Raw genomic sequence first — 23,611 nt, 5'->3', positions numbered from 1 at the left:
TCCCATACTCTGACGGGCGGTAGTCATCAAGTGACCGCGAGCCAATGGCGACCACCGTCCTTGGGGGCACAGCTTGCCGCACCCATCCTGCCCTGCCGGGTACCCCCCACGCCCGCCGTCGACGGCACCTGACGTACCCGCCGGCCGCTCGTGACCGTCACGGATCAGGACCCCGGCCGTACCGGCAGCGGGATGCGGCACTTCCGGTTCCTGGTGGTCGGCAACGCGGTCTCGGCGTACGGCATCTATCTGGACATGATCGCGTTGAGCCTGTTCGCGTACTCGCTGACCGGCAGCGCCACGCACACCGGCCTGTTCATGGCGCTACGGCTGGCCACCAGTGTCCTCACCGGATTCGGTGCCGGCAGCCTGGTGTCCCGGTTCGACCGCAAGCGGATCATGGTGACGTCCGACGTCAGCCAGGCGTTCGCCCTGGTCGTGCTGGTCCTCGCGCCGACCGCGGCCCAGGCCGGCCTGTTGTACGCCGTCGCGGTCGTCACCGGCGCCGGTGCCACCCTCACCAGCGTCGCGCTGCGCAGCAGCATTCCCGAGATCGTCGGGCAGGACCAGCGGGTCCGGGCCAACGCACTGCTCGCCACCGGTCGGTCGCTGGCGATGGTCGCCGGGTTCGCCTCGGCCGGAGTGCTCATCTCCACGGTCGGCTACACGGGTGCGTTCCTCATCGACGCCGGGGCGTTCCTCTTCTCGGCCGCGGTCCTGGCCCGGCTGCCGATCACCACCCGCAGCCGGCAGCCGGCAGCCGCGGCGGGCTCCGGGCCGGGCTCCGGGCCGGGCGAGGCGCGGCGGCGGGACGGGCTGCTCGCCGCGCAGCTGACGGCGCTGCGTTACCTGAGGCTCACCCCGGTCCTGCTCGCGCTGATCAGCCTGCGTGCCGCCGACGCGTTCGGCTCGGCCTCGCACAACGTCGGCCTGCCGGTGCTGTCCACCATGCTGGACCCGCAGCATCCGGCCGCGTTCATGTCCCAGTTCTGGGCCACCTGGGCGATCGGCAACATCATCGCGCAGCGCTTCGTCGCCCGCTGGGCCAGGCGTACCGGCCGGACCATCAACGAGCGGGCGTTCGCCGCCGGCGCGGCGCTCATGTCGGTGGCGTTCATCCTCACCTTCACCGCGCCGCCGTTACCGCTGGCCATCCTGGTCGCCACGGTCGCCGGTGTCGCCGACGGCTTCACCGAGATCGCCTACACCACCCGGCTGCAGGCCACCCCCGACGATCAACGCGGGTACGTCTTCGGGTTCTCGGCCACCGCGGAGAACCTTGGCTTCGGCGTCGGCATGGTGGCCTGCTCATTCCTGCTGGAAGGGTTCAGTCCGTTGACCGTGGTCACCTTGTTCCACGGACTGGCGGTGCTGCTGGCGCTGGCGATGCTGGCCGCGCTGTGGGCCCGCCGGCAGGCGACGGCATGAGCGCCCCGACGCGCGGTGGCGCCGACGACCGGCGGATCGCCATCATCGGCATGGCGTTGCGGCTGCCCGGTGCGGACACCCCGCAGACGTACTGGCACAACATCCGCGACGGCGTGACCAGCGTACGCAGGTTCAGCCCCACCGAGCTGGCCCGCGCCGGGGTGCCCGAGCAACTGCGCGAGTCACCGGACTTCGTCGCTGTCAGCGGAGTGCTCGACGACATCGACTCGTTCGACGCCGAGTTCTTCGGCATGAGCGCGCAGGAGGCACGCACCGTCGACCCGCAGCACCGGCTGATCCTGCAGACCTGCTACCACGCGCTGGAGAACGGCGGATACGCGGCCACGCGACCCGATACCAGGGTGGGCGTCTTCGCCGGTGTCGGATACCACCTCTATCCACTCAACACCTACCTGCGCAACAACCTGGCCACCGCCCGCTGGGACGGTGACTTCGCCCCGGCGTTCCAGGTGGCCGTGGGAAACTACAACGACTTCGCCGCCACCCGGGTCGCGTACCGGCTCGGACTGACCGGTCCGGCGGTCACCGTGCAGAGTGGCTGCTCGACCGCTCTGGTGGCGGTGCATCTGGCCGGACAGGCGTTGCTCGCCGGCGACGCCGACCTGGCCCTGGCCGGCGCGGCGGCGGTGCACACCCCGCAGATCCTGGGCTACCGCCACGTCAAAGGCACGATCCTGTCCCGGTCCGGCCGGTGCCGCGCGTTCGACGCGTCCTCCGACGGCACCGTCGGTGGCAACGGGGTCGCGGCCGTGCTGCTCAAGCGGTACGACCGCGCGGTCGCCGACGGGGACACCATCCACGCGGTGATCCTGGGCAGCGGAGTCAACAACGACGGTGCCACGAAGACCAGCTACGCCGCGCCCAGCGCCGCCGGGCAGCGGGACGCCATCCTGCGGGCGCTCGACGTGGCCGGGGTCTCCCCCGAGACGATCGGCTACCTGGAGACCCATGGCACCGGCACCTACAAGGGCGACCCGATCGAGTTCGAGGCCATGACCGCCGCGTACCGCCAGCGCACCGACCGGATCGGTTACTGCGCGATCGGCTCGGCCAAACCGGCCATCGGGCATCTGGACGCCTGCGCCGGCCTGGCCAGCCTGATCAAGACGGTGCTGGTGCTGCGGCACGCGACGATCCCGCCGCTGGTCGGGTTCGAACGCCCCAACCCGGCGTTGGATTTGGCGGCCAGCCCGTTCGTCATCCCCACCGAGGTGCGCGCCTGGCCCGACCTGCCCGGGCCCCGCCGGGCGGCAGTGACCGCGCTCGCGGTCGGCGGCACCAACGCCCACCTGATCCTGCAGGCACCACCACCAGCGCGACCGGCGCCGCCGGCGAGGGCACATCCCGGCCCGGCTCAGCCTGTGAGGGGACAGCCAGCGACGGCCGGCCCGGTGCCGGTTCCACTGTCGGCGCACCACCCGGAGAGTCTGCGTACGCTCGCCCACCGGATGCGCGACCAGCTGCGGGCCGACCCCGGGCTCGACCCGGCCGATCTGGCCACCACCGCCGCGCTCGGCCGGCCGCACCTGCCGCACCGACTCGTCGTGACCGGCGCGACGACGACGGCGCTCGCGGACGCCCTGGACGACTACCTCGCCGCGCCGGGGCGGCAACGCCCGGGGCGGGTGGCCACCGGATCGGTCCCGGGTGCCGGCGTCGCCGCCGCCGTACTCAGCGGGGTGACGCCGGTGGTGGTGTACGGCGGGCAGGGCTCCTCGTACGCGGGTATGGCCGGTCCGCTGTACCGGCGGTACCCGCAGGTGCGGGCGGTGCTCGACGCCTGCGAGGCGTACCAGCGCCGCTGCGGCGGGCCGTCGGTGCTGACGCCGCTGCTCGCCGCCGCCCCCGGTGACGACCGGATCTGGCCGGCCGACGTGGCGCAGCCGGCGCTGTTCGCGTTCCAGGCCGCGCTGACCCGGCTGTGGCGCTCGCTCGGGGTGGCGCCGCGACTCGTCGCCGGTCACAGCATCGGCGAGTACGCGGCCCTGGCCGCGGCCGGCGCGCTGTCGATCGAGGACGGCCTGCGGCTGACCGGGCTACGCGGGCGGCTGATGCGGGAGCACACCGCGCCCGGCGGCATGGTGGCCGTCTTCGCCACCCGGTCCGCGGTCGACGAGTTGCTCGCCACCGACCGACGGCTCGACCTCGCCGCGACCAACGCGGCCGAGCAACATGTCGTCGCCGGGCCGGTCGAGGCGCTCGACGCCGCCTGCGGGGTGCTCGACCGCCTCGGGATGCGCTGGCACCGGCTCGCCGTCGACCGTGCCTTCCACTCGGCGCTGCTCGACCCGATCCTCCCCCGGCTGGTCGAGGCGTTCGACTCGGTCCCATGGACGCCTTTGGACACACCGCTGGTCAGCAGCGTGGACGGCACCGTGCTGCCAGTGGGACACCGACCGGACCCGGCGTACCTGGTGCGGCAGACCCGGATGCCGGTCCGGTTCGACCTGGTCACAACCGCGATCGCCGTCACGACAGCGGAAACGTCGACCGCCGCCGACGCGACCGGTGCGCCGGTGCTGGAGCTCGGTCCGCATCCGAGTCTGGTCGCGTTGCTGCGCGCGGCACTGCCCGGGTCGCCGGCCCTTCCCGTTCAGCGCCGGGGCGCGGAACTCGACCAGCACCTCGAGGCCTGCGCCCGGCTGCACGTCCACGGAGTCGATCTGGACTGGAACGCCCTGCTCGACGCTGCGCACGCGCACGCGCACCGGGTGCCGCTGCCCGCGTATCCGTTCCAGCGACGAATCCACTGGACCGGACCGCCGCTGACACGAACCGAACCTGGAGGGCTCATGGTCGACGTCGACAGCGTCCGCGACGGCGGTGCCACCGTCGCCGCCGGACCGGCCGCGCCGGATCTCGCGCCGGTGGTCGAGCGGGTACGCGAGATCAGCGCGCGGCATCTCGGTTGCACACCGGGCGACATCGCCGTCGACCGCCCGTTCGTCGAGATGGGTGCCGACTCGCTCGCCATGATCAACGCGCTGCGGGAGTTTGAAGGTGAGTTCGGTGTCCGGCTCGCCATGCGCGAGCTGTTCGAGGAGGCGGACACCCCGGGAAAGCTGTCCCGTCTGATCCTGTCCCGTCTGGCCCCGCCCGCACCTGCTGCGGCCCCGCCCGTCCCGGCTGCGGCTCCGGTCGCGACGCCACCGGCCGGACCGGCCGCGACGCCGACAGCACCGGGCATCGACGTGCACGGGCCCAGGGTGGTCGTGACGGACGACGCCGGTCAGGTCGGTGCGGTCGCCACCGACAACGTCCAGGCCCATCTGGACGACCTGCGGCGACGGTTCGTGGTGAAGACCCGGCGGTCGAAGGAGATAGCCCAGCGCTACCGCGGCGTGCTGGCCGACAGCCGGGCGGTGGTCGGCTTCCGCAGCGCAACCAAGGAGATGCTCTACCCGATCGCCGGTCGGCGTGCGAAGGGCGCATGGCTGGAGGATGTGGACGGCAACCGGTACCTGGACATCACCATGGGCTTCGGAGTGCTGCTGTTCGGCCATGAGCCGGACTTCGTCGCCGAGGCGGTCCGGGAGCATCTGTCCCGGGGGGTCCAGCTCGGGCCGCGCAGCGTCGACACGGGTGAGGCCGCGTGCCTGTTGAGCGAGCTGACCGGGATGCCGCGCGTGGCGTTCGCGAACTCGGGCACCGAGGCGAACTCGGCCGCGATCCGGCTCGCCCGGGCCGCCACCGGACGCGACAAGATAGTCATGTTCCACGGGTCGTACCACGGACATGCCGACAACGTGCTCGGCCGCTCGATCGGGACCGCAGCGGACCGGACCACCGTCCCGGTCAGCACCGGCATCCCGACCAGCGCCGTCGCGGACCTGGTCGTCCTCGACTACGGCGTACCGGAGAGTCTGCAGGCGATCGAGGAGTTCGGTGAGCAACTGGCCGCCGTCGTCGTCGAGCCGGTGCAGAGCCGCCACCCGTCCCTGCAGCCGGGTGAGTTCCTACGCCGGCTCCGTGACATCACCCGGCGGTACGGCATCGTGCTGATGTTCGACGAGATGCTGACCGGGTTCCGGCCCCATCCGCGCGGCGCCCAGGGACTGTTCGGCGTGTCGCCGGACCTCGCCACGTACGGCAAGCTGCTCGGCGGCGGTTTCCCGATCGGGGCGATCGCCGGACGCGCCGGCATCATGGACGGCGTCGACGGCGGTTTCTGGCGCTACGGCGACGACAGTCACCCGCAGCGGGAGACGACCTTCTTTGGCGGCACCTACATCCAGCATCCGGTCTCCATGGCCGCCGCACGCGCGGTGCTGACCCGGTTGACCGAGCAGAGCCCACGGCTGCAGCAGGAACTCAACGCCCGGACCGACCGGCTCGTCGGCACGCTGAACGACTTCTTCACCGAGGAGGAGTACCCGGTCCGGCTCGGCCACGTCGGCTCGCAGTTCCGTTTCGAGCACCACGCCGACCTCGAGCTTCTTTATCACCATCTGCTACTCAAGGGAATGTACGTCTGGGAATGGCGCAACTTCTTCCTCTCCACGGCGCACACCGACGACGACGTCGACATGGTGATTGACGCGGTGCGCGCCTCGCTACGCGAGATGCGCGCCGGCGGGCTGCTCCCCCGCCCGGCCGGTCCCACCGTACCCGTGGTGAAACCGAAACACACCGCCCGGACCGGACCAGCGGTAGGAACCGGACCGGCGGTGCGCACCGAGCCGGCAGCGGGTGCCGCAGCAGCAGGCAGCCTCGAACCGCCGGGCGGACCGGGGCGACCGGCACCGGACTTCAGCGTGTACTTCTTCGGGGACTATCCGCCCGGCTCGGGGGCCGCCGACCCGTACGAGCTGATCGTCGACACGGCCCGCTTCGCCGACCGGCACGGCTTCCACGCGCTGTGGATTCCCGAGCGCCACTTCCATTCCTTCGGCGGGGTGTTCCCCAACCCGGTGGTGCTGGCCGCCGCGCTGGCCCGCGAGACGAGCCGGATCCGGCTGCACGCCGGATCGGTGGTCCTGCCGCTGCACGATCCGATCCGGGTCGCCGAGGAATGGTCCATGGTCGACCGGCTGTCCGGGGGCCGGGTCGGCATCGGCTGCGCGCCCGGCTGGCACGCGGGCGACTTCGTTCTCGCCCCGGAACACTTCGGCACACACCGCGACGTGATGTTCCACCACCTCGACGAAGTGCGCCGACTGTGGCGCGGTGAGTCCGTCGAGCGCCGCAGCGGCACCGGAGAACCGGTCGGGATCCGCACCCTGCCCCGCCCGGTGCAGCCGATGCCGCCGATGTTCGTCGCCGTGGTGGGCAACCCGGAGTCGTACCAACGGGCCGCCGAACACGACCTCGGCGTCGTCACCAACTTGATGAGCCAGTCGGTGGAGCAGCTGGCCGACAACGTCCGGCGCTACCGGCGGACCCGCGCCGCACACGGGCTCGACCCGGACGGCGGCCGGGTGGTCGTGCTCGTGCACACCTACCTCGGTGCGGACTCGGCCCAGGCCCGGGCCGAGGCGTTCGCGCCGCTGAAGGCGTACCTGCACTCCTCGCTGTCACTGTTCGGGCAGACGACCAAGAGTCTCGGATTCCAGGTGGACCTCGACACCGCCGACGCCGACGATCTGGACTATGTGTTCCGGCGCGCCTACGACCGGTACTGCAAGGCACGGGCGCTGATCGGATCGCCGGACGATGGCGCGCGGCTGATCGACGCACTCACCGCCGCCGGCGTCGACGAGGTGGCCGCGCTGGTCGACTTCGGCGCGTCCCCCGACCAGGTGCAGGCCGGACTGCCACAGCTGGACCGGCTACGGGCCAGATACCAAGCGGCGGCCGGACAGCCGGCGGCCGGTGCCGTGGTGGCGGCCGGTGCCGTGGTGGCGGCCCGCGATCTGCACCCGGACCGAACCGGACCGGTGTCTCGGGGACAGGCGCGGATGTGGTTCCTCGAACGGCTACATCCGGGCCAGGGCACCTACAACGAGGCGGTCACCGTACGACTCGACGGGCCGCTGGACGTGCCGGCGCTGCGCGCCGCGCTGAACCAGCTGGTGGCCCACCACGCGGCGCTGCGTACCGTGTTCCCGGAACGTGACGGCAAGCCGGTCCAGGTCGTACTCGGCCGGGGCGCGGTGGACCTCGCCGTCGAGGAGCACACCGGCCGCGACGAGGACGACGCCGTCCGGCAGGTGCTGGCCGACGAAGGCCGCCGGGTGTTCGACCTCGCCCGTGGTCCACTGCTGGTGACCCGGCTGCTGCGCTGGTCGCCCGAGCGGCATGTGCTCGTGTTGTCGTTGCACCACATCGTGATCGACGCGGCGTCGGTGCGGGTGCTGGCCGGTGACCTGTCCGCGTTGTACCGGGCCGCCCTCGACGGCCAGCCCGCCGATCTGCCGGAGCTGTCCGTGGACTGCCTGGACCTGGCCGGTCGGCAGGCGGATGCCAGCAGCGGCTCGCACGGCGAGCCGACCGGTCTGGGCTACTGGCGGGAGCGGCTGGCCGGGGACCTGCCGGTGCTGGACCTGCCGACCGACCGACCACGCCCGAAGGTACGCAGCGGCACCGGCGCGTCGGTGCGGCGCAGGCTCGACCCGGAGCTGTCCGCGCTGCTGAGCCGGCTCAGCGGGGCGCACCGGAGCACGCTGTTCATGACCGTGCTCGCCGGGTACGCGGCCGCGCTGCGCCGGTTCACCCGCAGTGACCAGCTGGTCGTCGGGACCCCGGTGTCGATCCGGCCCTCCGGCGCTGAGGAGGTGGTCGGGTTCTTCCTCAACACGGTGGCCCTGCGGCTGGACCTGTCCGGCGACCCGACCTTCGCCAACCTGCTCAAGCAGGTCCGCGACACCGCCCTGGACGCGTACGACCACGCTCACGTACCGTTCGACGCCGTCGTCGGCGCGGTGAGCCCGGACCGCGACCTCAGCCGGACCCCGGTCTTCCAGACCATCGTGGAATTCGACAACGGCGGCCCGCTCCCGCTCGACCTTCCCCGGGTGCGTTCCCGGGCCCTGGCGCACCGGATCGAACGGGCGGTGACCGACCTGGCTCTATACGTGACCAACCACGCCGACGGGATCGACTGCCGTTTGGAGTACAGCACCGACCTGTTCGTGGCGGACAGCGCCGAGCGGCTGTTGTCGTACCTGGTCGCGACCCTTGCCGCCGCCGTCGGTCAGCCCGATACACCGCTCTCCACGCTGGTCGGTGTCCTCGACGCCGACCGGGACGCACTGGTCCGCTGGGGCGTCGGGCGGCAGCGCGACCTGCCGCAGGCAGGTGCGCACGGCGCCGTGCGGCAGTGGGCGGCACGCACACCGCAGGCGGTCGCGGTGATAGGCGGCGGCACGGTGCTGACCTACCGGCAGCTCGACGAACGGGCCACCGCGCTGGCGCACCGGCTGACCGGCAACGGGGTCACCGCAGGCGACATCGTGGCGTTGTGGCTGCCCCGGTCACCAGAGTTCGTCGTCGCCGCGCTGGCGGTACTGCGCACCGGTGCCGCCTACCTGCCGCTGGATCCGCTCCTCGACGACCGGCAGGTGCGTTTCATGGTCTCGGACAGCGCCGCCCGGGTGGTGCTGGCTACCGGAGGTGACGCCGCACCGGATCTGCCCGACGGGGTACGGCTGCTGCACGTCGACGGGTCTGAGAGCGATCCGAGCGGGTACCACGGCGGTTCCGTCGGGTACGGCGACCCCGATCCGGAGGCTCCGTGCTACGTCATGTACACCTCCGGCTCGACCGGCAGGCCGAAGGGCGTGGCCATCAGCCACCGCAGCGTACTGAACCTGTGTCAGTGGTACCGCGACCAGCTGGAGCTGACCGCCGACGACCGGAGCTCCGTGGTGTGTGGGCAGAGCTTCGACGCCTCCGTGCTGGAGATCTGGCCGCCGCTGCAGGTCGGTGCGAGCCTGACGATCGCGGACGACGCCGTACGGATGGACTCGATGGCGCTGGCGCGCTGGATGCGTACCGCCGGGGTGAGCGTCGCGATGCTACCCACGCCCATCGGGGAAGGGTTGCTCTCGCTGCCCGTGGCGGCCCAGCCCCGGCTGCGCCATCTCACCGTCGGTGGCCAGCAACTGCGCGTACGCCCGCAGCCCGAGGTGCCCTACGTGGTGCGCAACGTGTACGGACCGACCGAGACGACGGTCGTCGCCACGTCCCAGGTGGTGGCGGAGGCGTCCGCCGAGTCCGACGGCCTGATTCCGATCGGCCGGCCGCTGGACAACGTCCGCGTCGAGATCCGCGACGAGTGGGGCAACTTGGCACCGGTCGGGGCCGTCGGGGAGCTGTTCATCGGCGGTGCCGGGGTGGGTCGTGGCTACCTGAACCGGCCCGAGCTGACCGCGCAACGGTTCGTCGACGACCCGGCCGGCGGCCCCGGTTCCCGCCGCTACCGCACCGGGGACCTGGTGCGGTGGACCGCCGACGGGGTGCTGGTGTTCCTCGGCCGTACCGACGACCAGGTCAAGATCCGGGGGAACCGGGTCGAACCAGGCGAAGCATCGGCCGTCCTGCGCGGGCTGGATCTGGTCGCCGACGGCGTCGTGGTGGCCCGTCGGGACCGCCGCGACGAGCCGTACCTCGCCGGGTACGCCGTGCCCGCGCCGGGCGTGGCACCCGACGGGCTGGCCGACCGGCTCGTCGCCGCGATGGCCCGCGAACTGCCAGACGTGCTGGTCCCCCGGGTGTGGGCGGTGCTACCCGCGCTGCCGCAGACCGGCAACGACAAGATCGACCACGCCGGGCTGCCGGAGCCGACCATCCGTACCGGCATGCCCGCGCCGCCGGTGGCTCAGCCGGTGGCCCCGCCACCGGCTCAGCCACCGGCACCGCAGCCGGTGACTCAGCCGCCGGCACCGCAGGCAGCGGCCCCACACGACGGTGGGACCGGTGACGTGCTGACCGAGACGGTGCGGGCGTTGTGGGCCGCCGAACTCGACCAGGATCCGGAACGCATCGACCACGACGCGTCATTCTTCGCCCTCGGCGGGCATTCGATCAACGCGATGCGCCTGCTCAACCGGGTACGCGAGGCCACCGGAGCGGACTATCCGGCGTTGGAGTTCTTCCGCGCGCCGACCATCGTGGCGATGGTCGGCCGGCTGCGCGGGCACGCCACGCCCGCCGTCGACGGGTCTGCCCGCCGGGTGCGGGGCACGCTGTGACCTTCGACGAGTTGCTGGAGTACGTCGCCGTCCACGACGTGCGGCTCACCGGCGCCGGCGGCACCCTGTACTACGACGCCCCAGCCGCCGCGATGGGTCCGCAGCTGGTCACGGCGCTGCGGTCGCACAAGGATGAGCTGTTGCGGTGGCTGGCCGCGCCGGCGGACGAGCGCGAGATCACCCGAGCGCCGCTGTCGGCCCAGCAGGAACGGGTGATGGAGATAGCCGGCCGCAGCACGCACCCCGCCAGCTGGAACGTCGGGCTGCGGCTGGAACTGGTCGGCGACCTCGACGTCGCCGCGCTCGACGCCGCCGTCGACGGCCTCGTCGCCCGGCACCATGCGCTGCGCACCCGGCTGATCCGCGACGGTGGCACCTGGACCCAACGGATCCTCGCCCACCGACCGGTCCCGCTGCCCGTCGTCGAGCTGGCCGCGCTGGCGCCGGACGCGGCGCGGCGGCGAGCCGAGACCCTCTGCCGGGAGGTGGTGTCGCCGGTGTTCGCGCTGGCGGACGAGGCACCGGTGCGGTTCACGCTGATCCGGCTGTCGCCCGGCGAGTCCTGGCTTGTCCTGGTCCTGCATCACGTCGCCTGCGACGGCCGGGCGGTCACCGTGCTGCTGCGCGAGCTGGCGGACGGGTACCGCACCGCCCGCGATTCAGGTGCGCCGGGCTTCGGCCCGCCCACCGCCCAGTGCACCGACTACGCACGCTGGCAGCAGGGCCAGTGGGACGAGCCGACCCGCCGCCGACGGCTGGCCTACTGGGCGGAAAATCTTGGCGATGGGCCACTGGCGCTGGATCTGCCGTTCGGCCGCCCCGCACCGCAGCAGCCGAGTGGGCGGGCCGCCACCTGCCGGTTCGAGATCCCGGGACAGGTTCGGCTCGCCGTCGAGGAGCTCACCCGGGAGCTGGGTGCCACGGTCACCGCAGTCGCCGCTGCGGCGTTGGCGCTGCTGCTCGCCCGGCTCAGCGGACAGCCCGACGTGACCCTGTCGATGCCGTATGCCAACCGGTCACCCCGGGCGTACGAGGACACCGTTACCGTACTGTCGACGGCGTTGCCGGTACGGATCCGTACCGCCGCCGCAGCGACGTTCGCGGAACTGGTCGGCCAGACCGCCGGCGGCCTGTTCGCCGGCATCGACAATCTGCTGCCCACGGCGTGGATCTACCAGCAGCTGCCCCCGCCGGGCGAGGGCGCAGCGCCGTCCGGGATGACGGTGAGCTTCGCCTTTCAGAGTACCTTCGACACCCGGATCGACCTGCCGGAGTTGGCTGTTCGGGTGCACGAGGTGCCGACCGGTGCCGCACGGGCGGCGCTGCTGATCGTCCTGGTACCCGGCCCGGACGGGATCGACGGCTTTCTGGAGTATCCGGTGGACCGACTCGCCGACGACACCGCCCGCCGCTGGATGACGGGGTACGTGGAACTGCTCGCCGCGGCGTGTGCCGGTGCGAACCGTCCGCTAGCCGACCTCTGACCGCCGGAGTCGTCCGTCTGGGACGCGACGACGATCCCAGCTTGAACGATCGTGTTCGATTCCTTGACACCCTAGATGCGGTCGCTAACACTTGGCCGCAACAAGAACGTAACGCACCGAACACACGCTTCATCGACTGCTCTGACGTGCCTTCTCCGCCCGCGCGGCACGTACTCCGCGCGGGCCTTGACCGCGCGCACCACCAATCATGTTAGCGCGAACATCGCCAGCTGTATCGATAGGACAGCGGTCTGGTCCGACCACGCAACCGGTCCGATGTCCCGAACCCAGAAAGGCCAGATCTTGTCAGGGTCATCGTCGGACACCCGGTCGTTGCGTCGGTTGTCGATCGCCATGGTGGCCGTGGTGGCGGCGATGGTCGGCGCCGCAGTCGTCGCGTCGTCGCCAGCCACCGCCGCCACCAGCCAGCTCCGCGGCGTGAACTGGGCCGTGCTGGGTGACAACTTCAGCACCGGTCCGCTCATCGTGCACGGACTCAACTCATCCGACAGCAACGCGACGGTGCGGGCCAAGGCCAACGCCATCTACGACGACATGGCTGCCACCATGGGCGTCAACACCGTCCGGTTGCCGATCAACACCCACACGGTCGGGACGGCATGGTGGGAGGCCTACCGAGGGGCCATCGACGCCGCCACCGAACGCGGGTTCAAGGTCATCCTTGCCTACTGGGAGGACGGTGCCGCCTCCGGCGGCCGGATCACGAACCTCGCCGCGTGGAACGCGATGTGGTCGACGGTCACCAATACCTACGGGTCGAACCCGAACGTCTACTTCGAGCCGATGAACGAGCCGCACGGCTACAGCTCGGCGCAGTGGCGCGACGTCGCGGCCAACTGGTTGAGCTACCACTACTCGGCGGTGCCCAGCCGGGTGCTGATCGGCGGCACCGGCTACAGCCAGGACCTGCGGGACATCTGCAACGACAGCCGTTTCCACTCGACGCTGCTGTCCTTCCACCACTACGCCTTCTTCTACGGCGAGATGTCCTACGACGACTTCCGCAGCCACATCCAGACCCGCCTCGGCAACTGCGCCTCCCGGGCGGTCGCCACCGAGTTCGGCGCGCCGATGAACGACGGTCGCAACTACGCCAACCCGAACAGCACCGACAATTTCGTCCGCCACATCCGCGCCATGGCCCAGGTGATGCGCGACAACCAGATGGGCGGCACCTACTGGCCGGCGATCGGCGGCAAGCCCGGCAGCATCGGGTACGACTGGTACTCGATGTTCGCGCTCAGCGGCAGCGGTACCAGCCTGGACCTGACCGTCCGCAACCCGTCCGGCGCCGACCGGATCCGCTACGGCTGGGGCGACGCCGTCAGCGACGACCCCTCGACGCCGCCGACAGGGACGTTCTACCGCGTCACCGCGCGGCACAGCGGCAAGGCCATGGACGTCCAGCAGCCGAACACGGACAACGGTGCGCGGGTCGGTCAGTACACCTACAACGGCAACCCGTGGCAGCAGTGGCAGTTCCAGGACGCCGGCAGCGGCTACTGGCGCCTGATCAGCCGGCACAGCGGAAAGTGCCTCGACGTGGTGAGCGCGTCGACCGCCGACGGGGCTGACCTCATCCAGTACACCTGCGGCACCGGCGCCAACCAGCAGTTCCAGATGGTCACCAACGGCAGCTACTTCCAGCTGCGGGCGCGGCACAGCGGAAAATGTGTGGACGTGCCGGCTGCGTCGACCGCCGACGGCGTCGTCCTCACGCAGTGGTCGTGCCACACCGGCACCAACCAACAGTGGTCGCGTACACCCGTCTGACGGTCGCTAACCTGCTGGTCATGCGGACATCCGGCGACCGGCTCGACCTGGCCGTCGACCCGGCCAGGTCGACCGGGCGCATGCTGCTCGCCGACGGCGTCGAGCAGTCGTACGTGGATGTCTCCGATCCCGCGTACCTGCGCTTCGAGTACGTCCGCCGGATGGCCGCCGGGGCCGATCTCGCCGCGCCGGTCGGTGCTCCGCTGGACGTGCTGCACCTCGGCGGCGGTGCGCTGACGCTGCCCCGCTACGTCGCCGCCACCCGGCCCGGCTCGGCGCAGACCGTCGTCGAGCGGGATCCCGAAGTGGTCGCGCTGGTGGCGCGGGAGCTGCCGCCCCGGCCGGCCGGCGTCGAGGTCGTGGTCGCCGACGCGCGGGAGGCGGTCACCGCCGGGCCCGCCGACGCGTACGATCTGGTGCTCGCCGACATCTACCAGGCGGCCCGGATGCCGCCGCAGGTCACCACCGTCGGGTTCGCCGCCGAGGTCGCCCGGGTACTGCGACCTGACGGTATCTACCTGGTCAACGTCACCGACCTGCCACCGCTGGCCAGCACCCGGATGCAGGTGGCCACCCTGCGGGCGGTCTTCGCCGACGTCTGCGCCATCGCCGACCGGCGGATGCTGCGGGGCCGACGGTACGGCAACGTGGTACTCGCTGCGGCACGGGCGCCGGACCGCCTGCCGGTGGCGCGCCTGGTGGTGCGGGCGCTGCGCGACCCGGTGCCCGGCGGCGTGCTGCACGGACCGGCGCTGAACAGGTTTGTCGCCGGGGCCCGGCCCCGCACCGACGAACCGCAACGGTGAGGATACTCACCGAGCAGGGTCGCCAGTAGAAGGCCGCACCCGACGGGCCTACCACCCAGTCAGAGGTTCGCTGTCACCGCCCCTGCCCCAGCCGGGATTCGATGGCGGCGATGATCCGCGGGCGCAGCTCGGCGGCGCTGATGACGGCATCCACCGAGCCGACCTCGACCGCACGCTGGATGTCGTGGATCCGGTCGAACTCCGTGGCCACCTCGCCCAGCTTCTCCGCACGTACCGACGAGCGCAGCTCGTCGAGTTCAGCGGCCAACGCGGCGCGATCGGTGCCGGCTGCGGCGGCCGACCGCGCCTCCAGGTCCCGGATTCGCGGGTCGCGCGCGGTACGGGCGTCCACCTCGCCGGAGAACACCACTGCGGCGGCAGGAGCGCCACCGAGTACCGAGGCGAACGAACCTTCCAGCGCGAGCACGGTCATGGCGGAGTTCAACGCCTTCGAGAAGACCACGAACGCGCCGCCGTGGTACCGCGAGATCACACAGAACACGATCGGCCCACGGAAGTTCACGATTGCCCGGCCGATCTCGGCGCCGTACTCCAGCTGCAACTTGCGCATCGACTCGGGCGATCCGTCGAAGCCCGACAGGTTGGCCAGCACCACCAGCGGCCGGTTGCCGCTCGCCGCGTTGATCGCCCGCGCGGCCTTCTTTGACGACTGCGGGAACAGCGTGCCGGCGGTGTAGGTGTCCGGGCCGTCGGTGGGCGGGAAGCCACGCCGCGGCACCGTGCGCGACTCGATGCCGAGCAGGCAGGCGGGAATGCCGCCAAGGTGCACGTCCTGCACGACGGCGGTGTCAGCGTCGGCCATGCCCGCCCAGCGCTCCAGCACCGGGTGGTCCTGGTCGGCCAGCGCCCGCATCACGGTCCGGATGTCGAACGGCTTCTTGCGGTCCGGATTGGCCTCGGCCGAGAAGATCTCACCGACAGTGGTGAAGTCGCTGCCGGCCACCGTGTGCGGGAAGGTGGAGACGTCACGGTCGGCGGGGTCGGTGGTGCTCGCCCGCCGGGGCCCGGTTTCGCCCGGTACGACGTACGTGTGGTCGTAGTGGGCCAGCAGCACGTCCCGCGCGGCGGTCAGGCTCGGCGCCCAGTACTGCGCCTGCCCGTTCGGACCCATCACCCGGTCGTAGCCGCCGATGCCGAAGTTGTCCTCGGCGGACACCCCGCCGGAGAAGTCCAACGACTGCTTGCCGGTCAGCACCATCGCCGAGTCCGGCGTCATCACCAGGATGCCCTTGGTGTGCATGAGCATCGTCGCCTCAGCGTTCCAGTACGGCTGGGCGCCGACGTTGATGCCCGCGACCACGATGTTGATCTCACCACCGGCCTGGGTGAACTCGACGATCCGTTTGAGCGCGGCGGCCACCCAGTCCATGTTCTCGGTGCCCGACTCCATGGAGATCCGCGCCCCGGCGGACAACGCGTACCATTCAACCGGCACCCGCATCCGCTCGGCCAGGTCCAGGGCCGCGATGATCCGGCGGCACTCCGGCTCGGACAGGGCGCCGAGCGACTTCGTGGGATCACCGAACAGCACGACCCGGGTGACACCCTCTGGGTGACGGGCAGTGACCGTGCTGACCACACCGGCGACGATGGCCGCGCTGTTGCTCCCCTTCGGGCGGTCGACCGGCACCAACGCGTTGTCGTCGTCGAGGTCATGCTCGACGAAGTCGCCGAGCCGGCTGGTCAGTTCGTACGGGTACACCGTGTTGCGGCTGCTCGCCCGCAGCACCTTCAGCCGGTAGTCGTCCAGCACCTCGACCGGCTCGACCGGCGGCTCGCCGACGACCAGTTCGGCGCCGCCGGTGGCGTCGATGGCGATCCGTACCGCCGTCTTCCTCAACTCGCCGGTCGCCCGGTCGCGCCGCCGGCCGATGAACAGGATCTCCTCCAGCCCGGCACCCGCAGTCGTCGGGCGCATCCGCCCGGCGATCATCTCCATCTCCTGGCGGGTCAGATCGTTCGGCGGCCAGACGTAGACCACGATTCGGTTGGTGGTGAAGCGGGTCTTCGACGGTCTGCGCGACTGGGCCCGGCGGATAGAGTCAAGGCAGGCCGCGACGGTGTTCTCGGTGGTCGGTAGCGACACCAGACGTCCATCGTGGTCACGCAACTGAGTCAGGTCGCGTACCTGCGCGAACGCGACGAGACGCTGGTCCGACGGGTTCTCCCGCGCGACGCACTGGAAAAGGTAGACCTCCTCGTCCAGCGAGGGCAGCCGGGTCAGGTCGAACCCGCGCAGCCGCTCCAGCTGCATGCGCTGCGCGATGTACGGGTGCAGGCCGCGGATCAGCCGTTCCTCGACCATTCCCCGGCTCGATGGGCGGAACGTGAAGTGGTGGTGCATGACCGCACCGGCGCGGCCCGCGATGGTGGTGGTCACCCGGCGGACCTGGGGCGGTAGCGGGTGCGCGGCGACGACGTCGAGCAGCGCTGCCGCCATCGCGTCGAAGTCCTCCGGCTGGTTCTCCCAGGCAAGATAAATATCGGCATCGATGGACTCCCGGCCACTGGCAAGCTCGGCGAGCCCGTCGAGGGCAGTGCCCAGGGCATCGATGGCCACGGCGGCGGTGACCACGCTCGAGTCGGCCCGCTCGGCGACCACGAAGGTGCAGCCGGCGACCTGGTGGGTGTGGACCGCGGTGAGCCCTTTGTTGCCGTAGTACCGGCGGGTCAGCACCTCCAGCATGACCGCGTTGTCGAGGTGGTCACGCACGATCCGCTGGCCGAGTAGCCGGACCAGCGGTTCGGTGCTGCGGACCATGTCGGCGATGCGCTCGGCGCGATCCGGCGTGTCCGGATGGGCGTCCAGGTGACGCAGGTGCGCGCGGACCCGGGCGTAGACGGTGGCCCGGTTGCGGCGCAGCAACGGCTGGGCAAACCAGGCGAACACCACGCCTCGGGAAAGGTCGGCGATCACCGGGAAGCGGACCTGCGTGGCGGCGACCAGCCGCTCCAGGGCGAGACCGGCGGGCTCGTGCAACGACTGGCCGGGCGGCGGCTCCCGCAGCCACGCGCGCAGCAGTGTGGCGACGACTGTGGCGTCGGCGGCGGCACGCTGCAGTGCGAGGAAGATCCGGAATACAGCGGCCTCGAGATCGGCGGAGCGCTCCAGATCGGTGACGCCGTAGTGGCTGAGCGCCTTGGCGAGCTTGGCCTGGAAGGCGTCCGGCAGGCCGGCCCTTTCGACGTCGAGGCTCTGCAGGTAGGTGTGGAAGTACTCGCGGTCGCTGTGGACGTGCCCGTCACCGCCGTCGGCGTCGGTGGGCCGGTTGCGGCTCAGCTCGGCGAGGTCGGCGAAGACCCCGATGAGTTCGATCTCAGCGGCCAACGGCCGGTCGCCGTCCTCGGCGGCGGACCGGCGCGCGGCGAGATAGTCGTCGAGGACGCGACGGTCGTCGTGCGGGTCGACGTCGAAGCCGAGGAGCAGTCCGCGCAGACCCTCCTGGCCCCGACGGCACCGTTCGGCCGGCGGGAGTGCCCCGGACGCGGCTGGCATGTCCAGCTCGACGGGCGCCGACGACCCGGTCTCCGGACCGGCTGCCGCGTCGTCCGCGACCGGCTCCAACCTCAGCAGCGGTGCACCCGCCTCGACCTGGTTTCCGACCGACACGGCGGATTCCTTCAGGCGGGCCTTGAACGGTGCCCGCAGCACCGTCTCCATCTTCATGGCCTCGAGTACCAGCACCGGTGTGCCCGCTTCGACCTCGGCACCGACCGGCACCGGGGTGGCGACGACCAGGGCGGGCATCGGTGCGCGGAGCACGCCGCCCTCGTCGCGGCTGACCCGGTGAGTCACCCCGTCGACCTCGATCAGGTGCACCGGCCCGTGCGTTCCGGTGACCAGGCGGTGCCGGCTGCCGTTGACGACGATCTGCCCGGTGTGCCGGTCGAAACGGTCCAGCTCGACGTCGGCGCTGTGCACGACGTCTGCCACCTCGATGCCGACGCGGAACCGGTACGCGCCGGTACGCGCCACCCGTACCCGGTAGCCGACGCTGCGCAGCTTGAGGTCCACCGGCCGGCCGCTGGCGTGCTGCACCTGTGGACGTCCGCCGGACGCGGTGGCCAGCAGTCGCTGCCGTTCGACGCGCTCGTCGGCCTCGTAGCCCTCGATCGCCGCAGCGGCGAGGGCGACGGCGACGTGCCGGTGCGCGACAAGCCGGCCTGCACCGCGGACCCGGTCGATCCACCCGGTGTCCGCGCTGGCGTCGATCACCTCGGGCTGATCGAGCAGGTCGATCACGAAGCTCTTGTTCGTCGCACCGCCCTCGATGATCACGGTGGTGTTCGCCATCGCCCGGCGCAGCCGGCCGAGCGCCTCGTCACGGTCCCGTCCGTATGCGATGATCTTGGCGATCATGGAGTCGAAGGCGGCGGGAATGGTGTCGCCCTCGCTGACCCCGGTGTCCACCCGGATCCCGGGCCCGGCGGGCAGGTCCAGCCGGGCGATCCGACCCGGCGAGGGCGCGAAGTCGCGGTCCGGGTCCTCGGCGTTGAGCCGGGCCTCGACGGCGTGCCCACGCTCCACCGGCGGGTCGCCCTCCAGCCGCCCGCCCGACGCCACGTGCAGCTGCGCCTTGACCAGGTCGAATCCGGTGGTGGACTCGGTGATCGGGTGCTCCACCTGCAGCCGGGTGTTGACCTCGAGGAACGCGAACATGCGGTCACCGGGATGGTAGAGGAACTCGACGGTCGCCGCGCCCTGGTAGCCGACCGCGACGGCGAGCCGTTCGGCCGACGCCTTGAGGTCGGCGGCCTGCGCCGGGCTGAGCACCGGCGACGCCGACTCCTCGATCACCTTCTGGTTGCGCCGCTGCACCGAGCAGTCCCGTACGCCGAGCGCCCAGGCGGTGCCCTGACCGTCGGCGATCACCTGAACCTCCACGTGCCGGGCACCGGTGACCAGCCGCTCCAGGAACACGACGCCGCTACCGAACGCGCGGGCGGCTTCCTGGCTGGTGCGCTCGTACGCGTCGACGAGCTCGGCCTCGTTGGTGATCACCCGGATGCCGCGCCCGCCGCCACCGGCGGTCGCCTTCAACATCAGCGGGTAGCCAATGCCACCCGCCGCCGCCACGGCGGCCTCCAGGGTCTCGACCGCGCCCCGGCTCCAGGGGGCGACCGGCACGCCGACCTCCTCGGCGATCAGCTTCGCGCCGATCTTGTCGCCGAGCTGACGCATCGCGTGCGCGCTCGGTCCGACGAAGGTGACACCGGTCTTCTCGCACAGCTCCGCGAACGCCGGGGACTCGGCGACGAAGCCCCAGCCGACCCACGCCGCGTCGGCGCCGGTCGCCACCAGGGCGCGTTCCAGGACCGTCAGATCGAGGTACGGCCGGGCGGATGCCGGCCCGAGGTCGTAGGCGATGTCCGCTTCACGGACGAACGTCGCGGTACGGTCGACGTCGGTGTACAGGGCTACGGTCTCGATCCGCGCCCCGGTCTCGGCGGCCAGCTCCCGGACGGCGTGGATGAGCCGCATCGCGGCCTCACCACGGTTGACGATGGCAATGCGGCTGAACACCCGATCGGCCCTCCGGTACGCCTACGATCCACGCGTCGCTGATGCGACTCCGACAGGATCACCCTTACGCCTGCCGGCTGGAAACACCATAGGGCGTCCGACTAAGTAACGACCATGTCACTCAATGCGGTTTCCGTCGCCGATGCCGGTCGGCGTCTCGCCGATCCCTCAAGCCAGCGCGCTCGGCGCGGCGGTAGGTGCCGACGCGGTAGGTCCGACCTGGGGGGATGCCGGTACCGCAGCGACTTCGTCCGGGGTGGCTGCGCCGGTGGCCGCCGCGGCGGCCACCGGGACGTCGGCATCGCGCAACGGATGGTAGGGGCGGCACGACGCGCGGACCACCAGCTCCGTCGGCAGCCGCAGCAAGACCTTCTGAGCGATCAAGTCGAACTTCTGCTCACCCGCAGACGAAAGAACCGCAGAGGCCGTCAACGTCCGTCGAAGGACTGGCTGTCAGGTCGGTCGGCGGACTGTGCGCCCACCCGGCACACCCACACGAGACGGTAGAGTCGGCGGGCCAACCTGCGCCCCATCAGAAGGAGTGCCGATGGCCGCGCGTTTCGAAGAACTAGACTGGCGGCAAACCCCGATGGGTGAAATTAGCCTCCGGCGGCGGCGGGACCCGGTCGTGGACCGCGAGGTGTACGAGGTCAAACTGGGCGACGAGTACCTGATGTCGAGCCTGTTCACCGTCGCCGAGATCGAACTGGCCCGGCTTGCCCTGGCCGAGCTGTCCCGCGAAGACCTCGACGTCGTCGTCGGCGGGCTCGGCCTCGGCTACACCGCCCATGCCGTACTGCGGGATCGTCGGGTCCGGTCGATGATCGTCGTCGAAGCGCTGGCCGACGTCATCGGGTGGCACCAACGCGGTCTGGTGCCGGGTGGAGAGGCGCTGGTCGCGGATCCCCGGTGCAGGTTGGTGGCCGGAGACTTCTTCGCCCTGACTGCGGCGGCCGGCCCCGATCCGGCCGCACCTGGACGACGGTTCGACGCCGTCCTCGTCGACATCGACCACTCCCCCGGGCATGTCCTGCACCCGTCGCACGCCGCCTGCTACCGGCCGGACGGCCTACGGCGCCTGGCCAGCCACCTGCGGCCCGGCGGCGTATTCGCGCTGTGGTCCGACGACCCACCGGAAGCCGGGTTCACCGAAGCGCTCGGCCAGGTATTCCCGCAGGTCCGCACCGAGGTGGTCACGTTCCGCAACCCGCTGATCGGCAGCGACTCGGCCAACACCGTGTACCTGGCGCAGACCCAGGCACGGCCGCCGGACGAACCGGGTCAGCCGCCGCCCGGCTAAGCGGCGACCGGCAGAGCCGCCACCGGAATGCGCAGGTCGCGGACCTGCAGGGCGGCCGGTGTGCCGGTCGGGTCGGGATGGGCGCACGGGGTCGACGCAGTGGCCAACGCGGCACGGTCGTCCGCGCCGCTGATCTCGACCGCGACCTCGACGCACCCCTCGGTGGTCCGCAGGACGTTGCCGTACACGCTGTACACCTGGCTCGGCACTAGATAGGGATAGTCGAACCGACTGACGGCCCCGTCGGACGGACGGCTGACGGACAGCCGAATGGTGACCCCGGTCGGCACCCGCTCGGTGGAGACGAAGAGTGGCCAGGCCGCCTGGCATCGCTGGGAGTAACGCAGGGTGAGGCTGCCGTAGGGCGGCTGGGTCGGATCCCGGTCGGGAACCTGCACGGTGTGCGTGCTCACCGCGTCGAGGTGGCACTGTTCCTGCTGCGGGTCCGCGCCGTCCGCCGCCGGTGACCCGGCGGCCGAGGTCGCCACGGGTTCCTGCACCGCCCCGCCGAGCCGGTCGAATACCGACGTCGGCACCAGGATCACCGCAGCGACGACAGCCGCGATCCCGCCGGTCGCCGCCAGCGCCCGGCGGGTGAGGTGCGGCTCGCGTACGGCGGGCCGGTCGGCTGGTGGCGTGGCACCGTTGATGAGTGCGTCGACCTGGCTCCACCGCTGCCGCCAGTTGTCCTCGTCTCCGTCACAGGCGCGGACGAACGCCAAGGTCAGCTCCAACGAGGGCAGCCGGGTTCCGGACAGCACACCGGACAGCGCGGTGTGCGAGTAGTGGGCCTTCTCCGCCATCTTGCGCAACGAGGGCTGCCCGGCGTCGCGTCGAAGCTGTTCCAGATCGGCGACGAAGGCACCGATCGGGCCGGCGGCGGAACCACGAGTGCCGGTGTGTCCATTCTGATCCGTCATGTCCTCTCCTGAACGCGTAAACCTGGTGTCAACAGCGGTCAAGCCAGTGCTTTACGAGCAGGTCCAGGTCAGTATCGGCCTCGACGCAGCTGCCCGTTGGATAGACACCAGCGAACAGCGTCTCACAGTCCGTACAGGACCATGTGCGCCTTCGGATCCTGACCGACCGGGCGTACCGGGCGACGGATGCCGTCTGTGGAGGCCTCCGGCATGGACGCGGTATCGGGTGGACGGGCAGTCCGCTCTACGACAGGAGGACCGCGTGTACCACCGCAAGCAGACTGAACCCGCCCGCCGACCGGTACCCAGAACCCTCCCCCGAATCCTGCGGGGTGTCCTGGCGTCCCTCGTCGCATTGGTGATGGTCCTGGTCGGAGCCGCCGCGCCAGCGATCGCCGGGATCACCGGCTACCGGGTGACCGGCACCGGTGGTGCCGGGCTGATCGTGCGGACCAGCCCGCACGATGCCTCGGCACCGGCGGTCACCGTCCTCGCCGACGGCACGTATTTCACCGCCGAGTGCGCGGTACGCGGCCGCAACATCTACGGCAACAATGTCTGGCACCAGATCAGCGCGCCGGTGAACGGCTGGATCAGCGACTACTACACCACCACGCCCGGCTTCAACCAGTACCTGCCGGGCGAGCCGGAGTGCGGCTCCGGCACCCCACCGTCGACCGGCACCCGGGAGCAGCGCGCCCTCGCCTGGGCCCGGTCGGTCCTCGGACACACGCACACCAACGGCGACCTCGGCGACAGCAACCATCCCTGGGACGGCTGGTGCGACAACTTCGTCGGGCACGCGTACGGACGCGCCGCCAGCGGCTACGCCACCGCGTTGGTCCACTACAACGCGTTGTACCAGCGCGGCCTCATCCACACCACCGGCACACCGCCGCCCGGCGCCCTGGTCTTCTTCGCCGGAGCGCAGATCAACGGCTACGCCGGTCACGTGATGCTCTCCGAGGGCAACGGCAGTTACATCACCACCGCCCCCGCTATCCGGCAGGTCTCGCTCAGTTGGCCCGGCGCACCGTACCTCGGCTGGTCGTACGCGGACCCGGAGTGGCCGGGACGTTGACCACCGCGTCACCCGACCGCCACGTCACCCGTCGGAACTCAGCCTCAATCCGTGGACCTGCCTGGTTGGGTGATGTCCGAATCGCAGTATGGATGCAGTGA

General features: G+C 71.2%; 10 protein-coding genes. 7 read left to right on the top strand and 3 right to left on the bottom strand.

From position 1 onward, the window contains the following. The first annotated feature begins 150 nt into the window (after positions 1 to 150). The 5 genes from ACFHWU_RS25020 to ACFHWU_RS25000 all read left to right on the top strand — a co-directional run bounded on the left by ACFHWU_RS25020 (position 151) and on the right by ACFHWU_RS25000 (position 14,664). Entirely contained in the window at positions 151 to 1,428 is a 1,278-nt protein-coding gene (locus tag ACFHWU_RS25020; RefSeq protein WP_416591777.1) for an MFS transporter, read from the top strand. Then, on the top strand, positions 1,425 to 10,580 hold the full coding sequence (locus ACFHWU_RS25015) for a MupA/Atu3671 family FMN-dependent luciferase-like monooxygenase (RefSeq protein WP_416591776.1): 9,156 nt from the start codon (positions 1,425 to 1,427) through the stop codon (positions 10,578 to 10,580). The genes ACFHWU_RS25020 and ACFHWU_RS25015 overlap by 4 nt, the downstream gene beginning before the upstream one ends. After that, the gene (locus ACFHWU_RS25010; protein ID WP_416553186.1) at positions 10,577 to 12,064 is read left to right on the top strand and encodes a condensation domain-containing protein; all 1,488 of its coding nucleotides are present in this window, start codon (positions 10,577 to 10,579) and stop codon (positions 12,062 to 12,064) included. The genes ACFHWU_RS25015 and ACFHWU_RS25010 overlap by 4 nt, the downstream gene beginning before the upstream one ends. Before the next feature lie 303 nt (positions 12,065 to 12,367). Further along, the gene (locus ACFHWU_RS25005; RefSeq protein ID WP_416591775.1) at positions 12,368 to 13,858 is read left to right on the top strand and encodes an RICIN domain-containing protein; all 1,491 of its coding nucleotides are present in this window, start codon (positions 12,368 to 12,370) and stop codon (positions 13,856 to 13,858) included. A gap of 20 nt (positions 13,859 to 13,878) precedes the next feature. Next, complete coding sequence (locus tag ACFHWU_RS25000) at positions 13,879 to 14,664, top strand: spermidine synthase (protein ID WP_416567663.1); 786 nt, start codon at positions 13,879 to 13,881, stop codon at positions 14,662 to 14,664. Positions 14,665 to 14,737: 73 nt separating this feature from the next. Here the strand turns inward: ACFHWU_RS25000 and ACFHWU_RS24995 are convergent, their stop codons facing one another. Then, entirely contained in the window at positions 14,738 to 20,209 is a 5,472-nt protein-coding gene (locus ACFHWU_RS24995; protein ID WP_416591774.1) for a carboxyl transferase domain-containing protein, read from the bottom strand. 168 nt (positions 20,210 to 20,377) lie between these two features. Continuing rightward, a complete protein-coding gene (locus ACFHWU_RS24990; RefSeq protein WP_416553194.1) occupies positions 20,378 to 20,593 on the bottom strand; it encodes a hypothetical protein in 216 nt (71 codons plus the stop codon). A gap of 163 nt (positions 20,594 to 20,756) precedes the next feature. Here ACFHWU_RS24990 and ACFHWU_RS24985 point away from each other — a divergent pair, with 163 nt between their 5' ends. Further along, positions 20,757 to 21,509 carry a spermidine synthase gene (locus ACFHWU_RS24985; protein WP_416553196.1) on the top strand — a complete coding sequence of 251 codons (753 nt, stop codon included), beginning with the start codon at positions 20,757 to 20,759 and terminating at the stop codon, positions 21,507 to 21,509. Here the strand turns inward: ACFHWU_RS24985 and ACFHWU_RS24980 are convergent. Next, positions 21,506 to 22,429: a DUF2690 domain-containing protein gene (locus tag ACFHWU_RS24980; protein WP_416591773.1), complete on the bottom strand. Its 924-nt coding sequence runs from the start codon at positions 22,427 to 22,429 to the stop codon at positions 21,506 to 21,508. The genes ACFHWU_RS24985 and ACFHWU_RS24980 overlap by 4 nt on opposite strands. 358 nt (positions 22,430 to 22,787) lie before the next feature. Here ACFHWU_RS24980 and ACFHWU_RS24975 point away from each other — a divergent pair, with 358 nt between their 5' ends. After that, complete coding sequence (locus ACFHWU_RS24975; RefSeq protein WP_416553200.1) at positions 22,788 to 23,510, top strand: hypothetical protein; 723 nt, start codon at positions 22,788 to 22,790, stop codon at positions 23,508 to 23,510. Positions 23,511 to 23,611: the final 101 nt, after the last annotated feature.

This window comes from Micromonospora sp. LOL_015, from assembly GCF_048060275.1.
Taxonomy (GTDB): domain Bacteria; phylum Actinomycetota; class Actinomycetes; order Mycobacteriales; family Micromonosporaceae; genus Micromonospora_E.
This window is presented reverse-complemented; position numbering and strand designations above follow the sequence as displayed.

Coding starts and splice junctions, on each gene's coding strand:
- ACFHWU_RS25015 (WP_416591776.1), top strand. CDS start 1,425: ATGAGCGCCCCGACGCGCGGTGGCGCCGACGACCGGCGGATCGCCATC.
- ACFHWU_RS25000 (WP_416567663.1), top strand. CDS start 13,879: ATGCGGACATCCGGCGACCGGCTCGACCTGGCCGTCGACCCGGCCAGG.
- ACFHWU_RS24985 (WP_416553196.1), top strand. CDS start 20,757: ATGGCCGCGCGTTTCGAAGAACTAGACTGGCGGCAAACCCCGATGGGT.
- ACFHWU_RS24980 (WP_416591773.1), bottom strand. CDS start 22,429: ATGACGGATCAGAATGGACACACCGGCACTCGTGGTTCCGCCGCCGGC.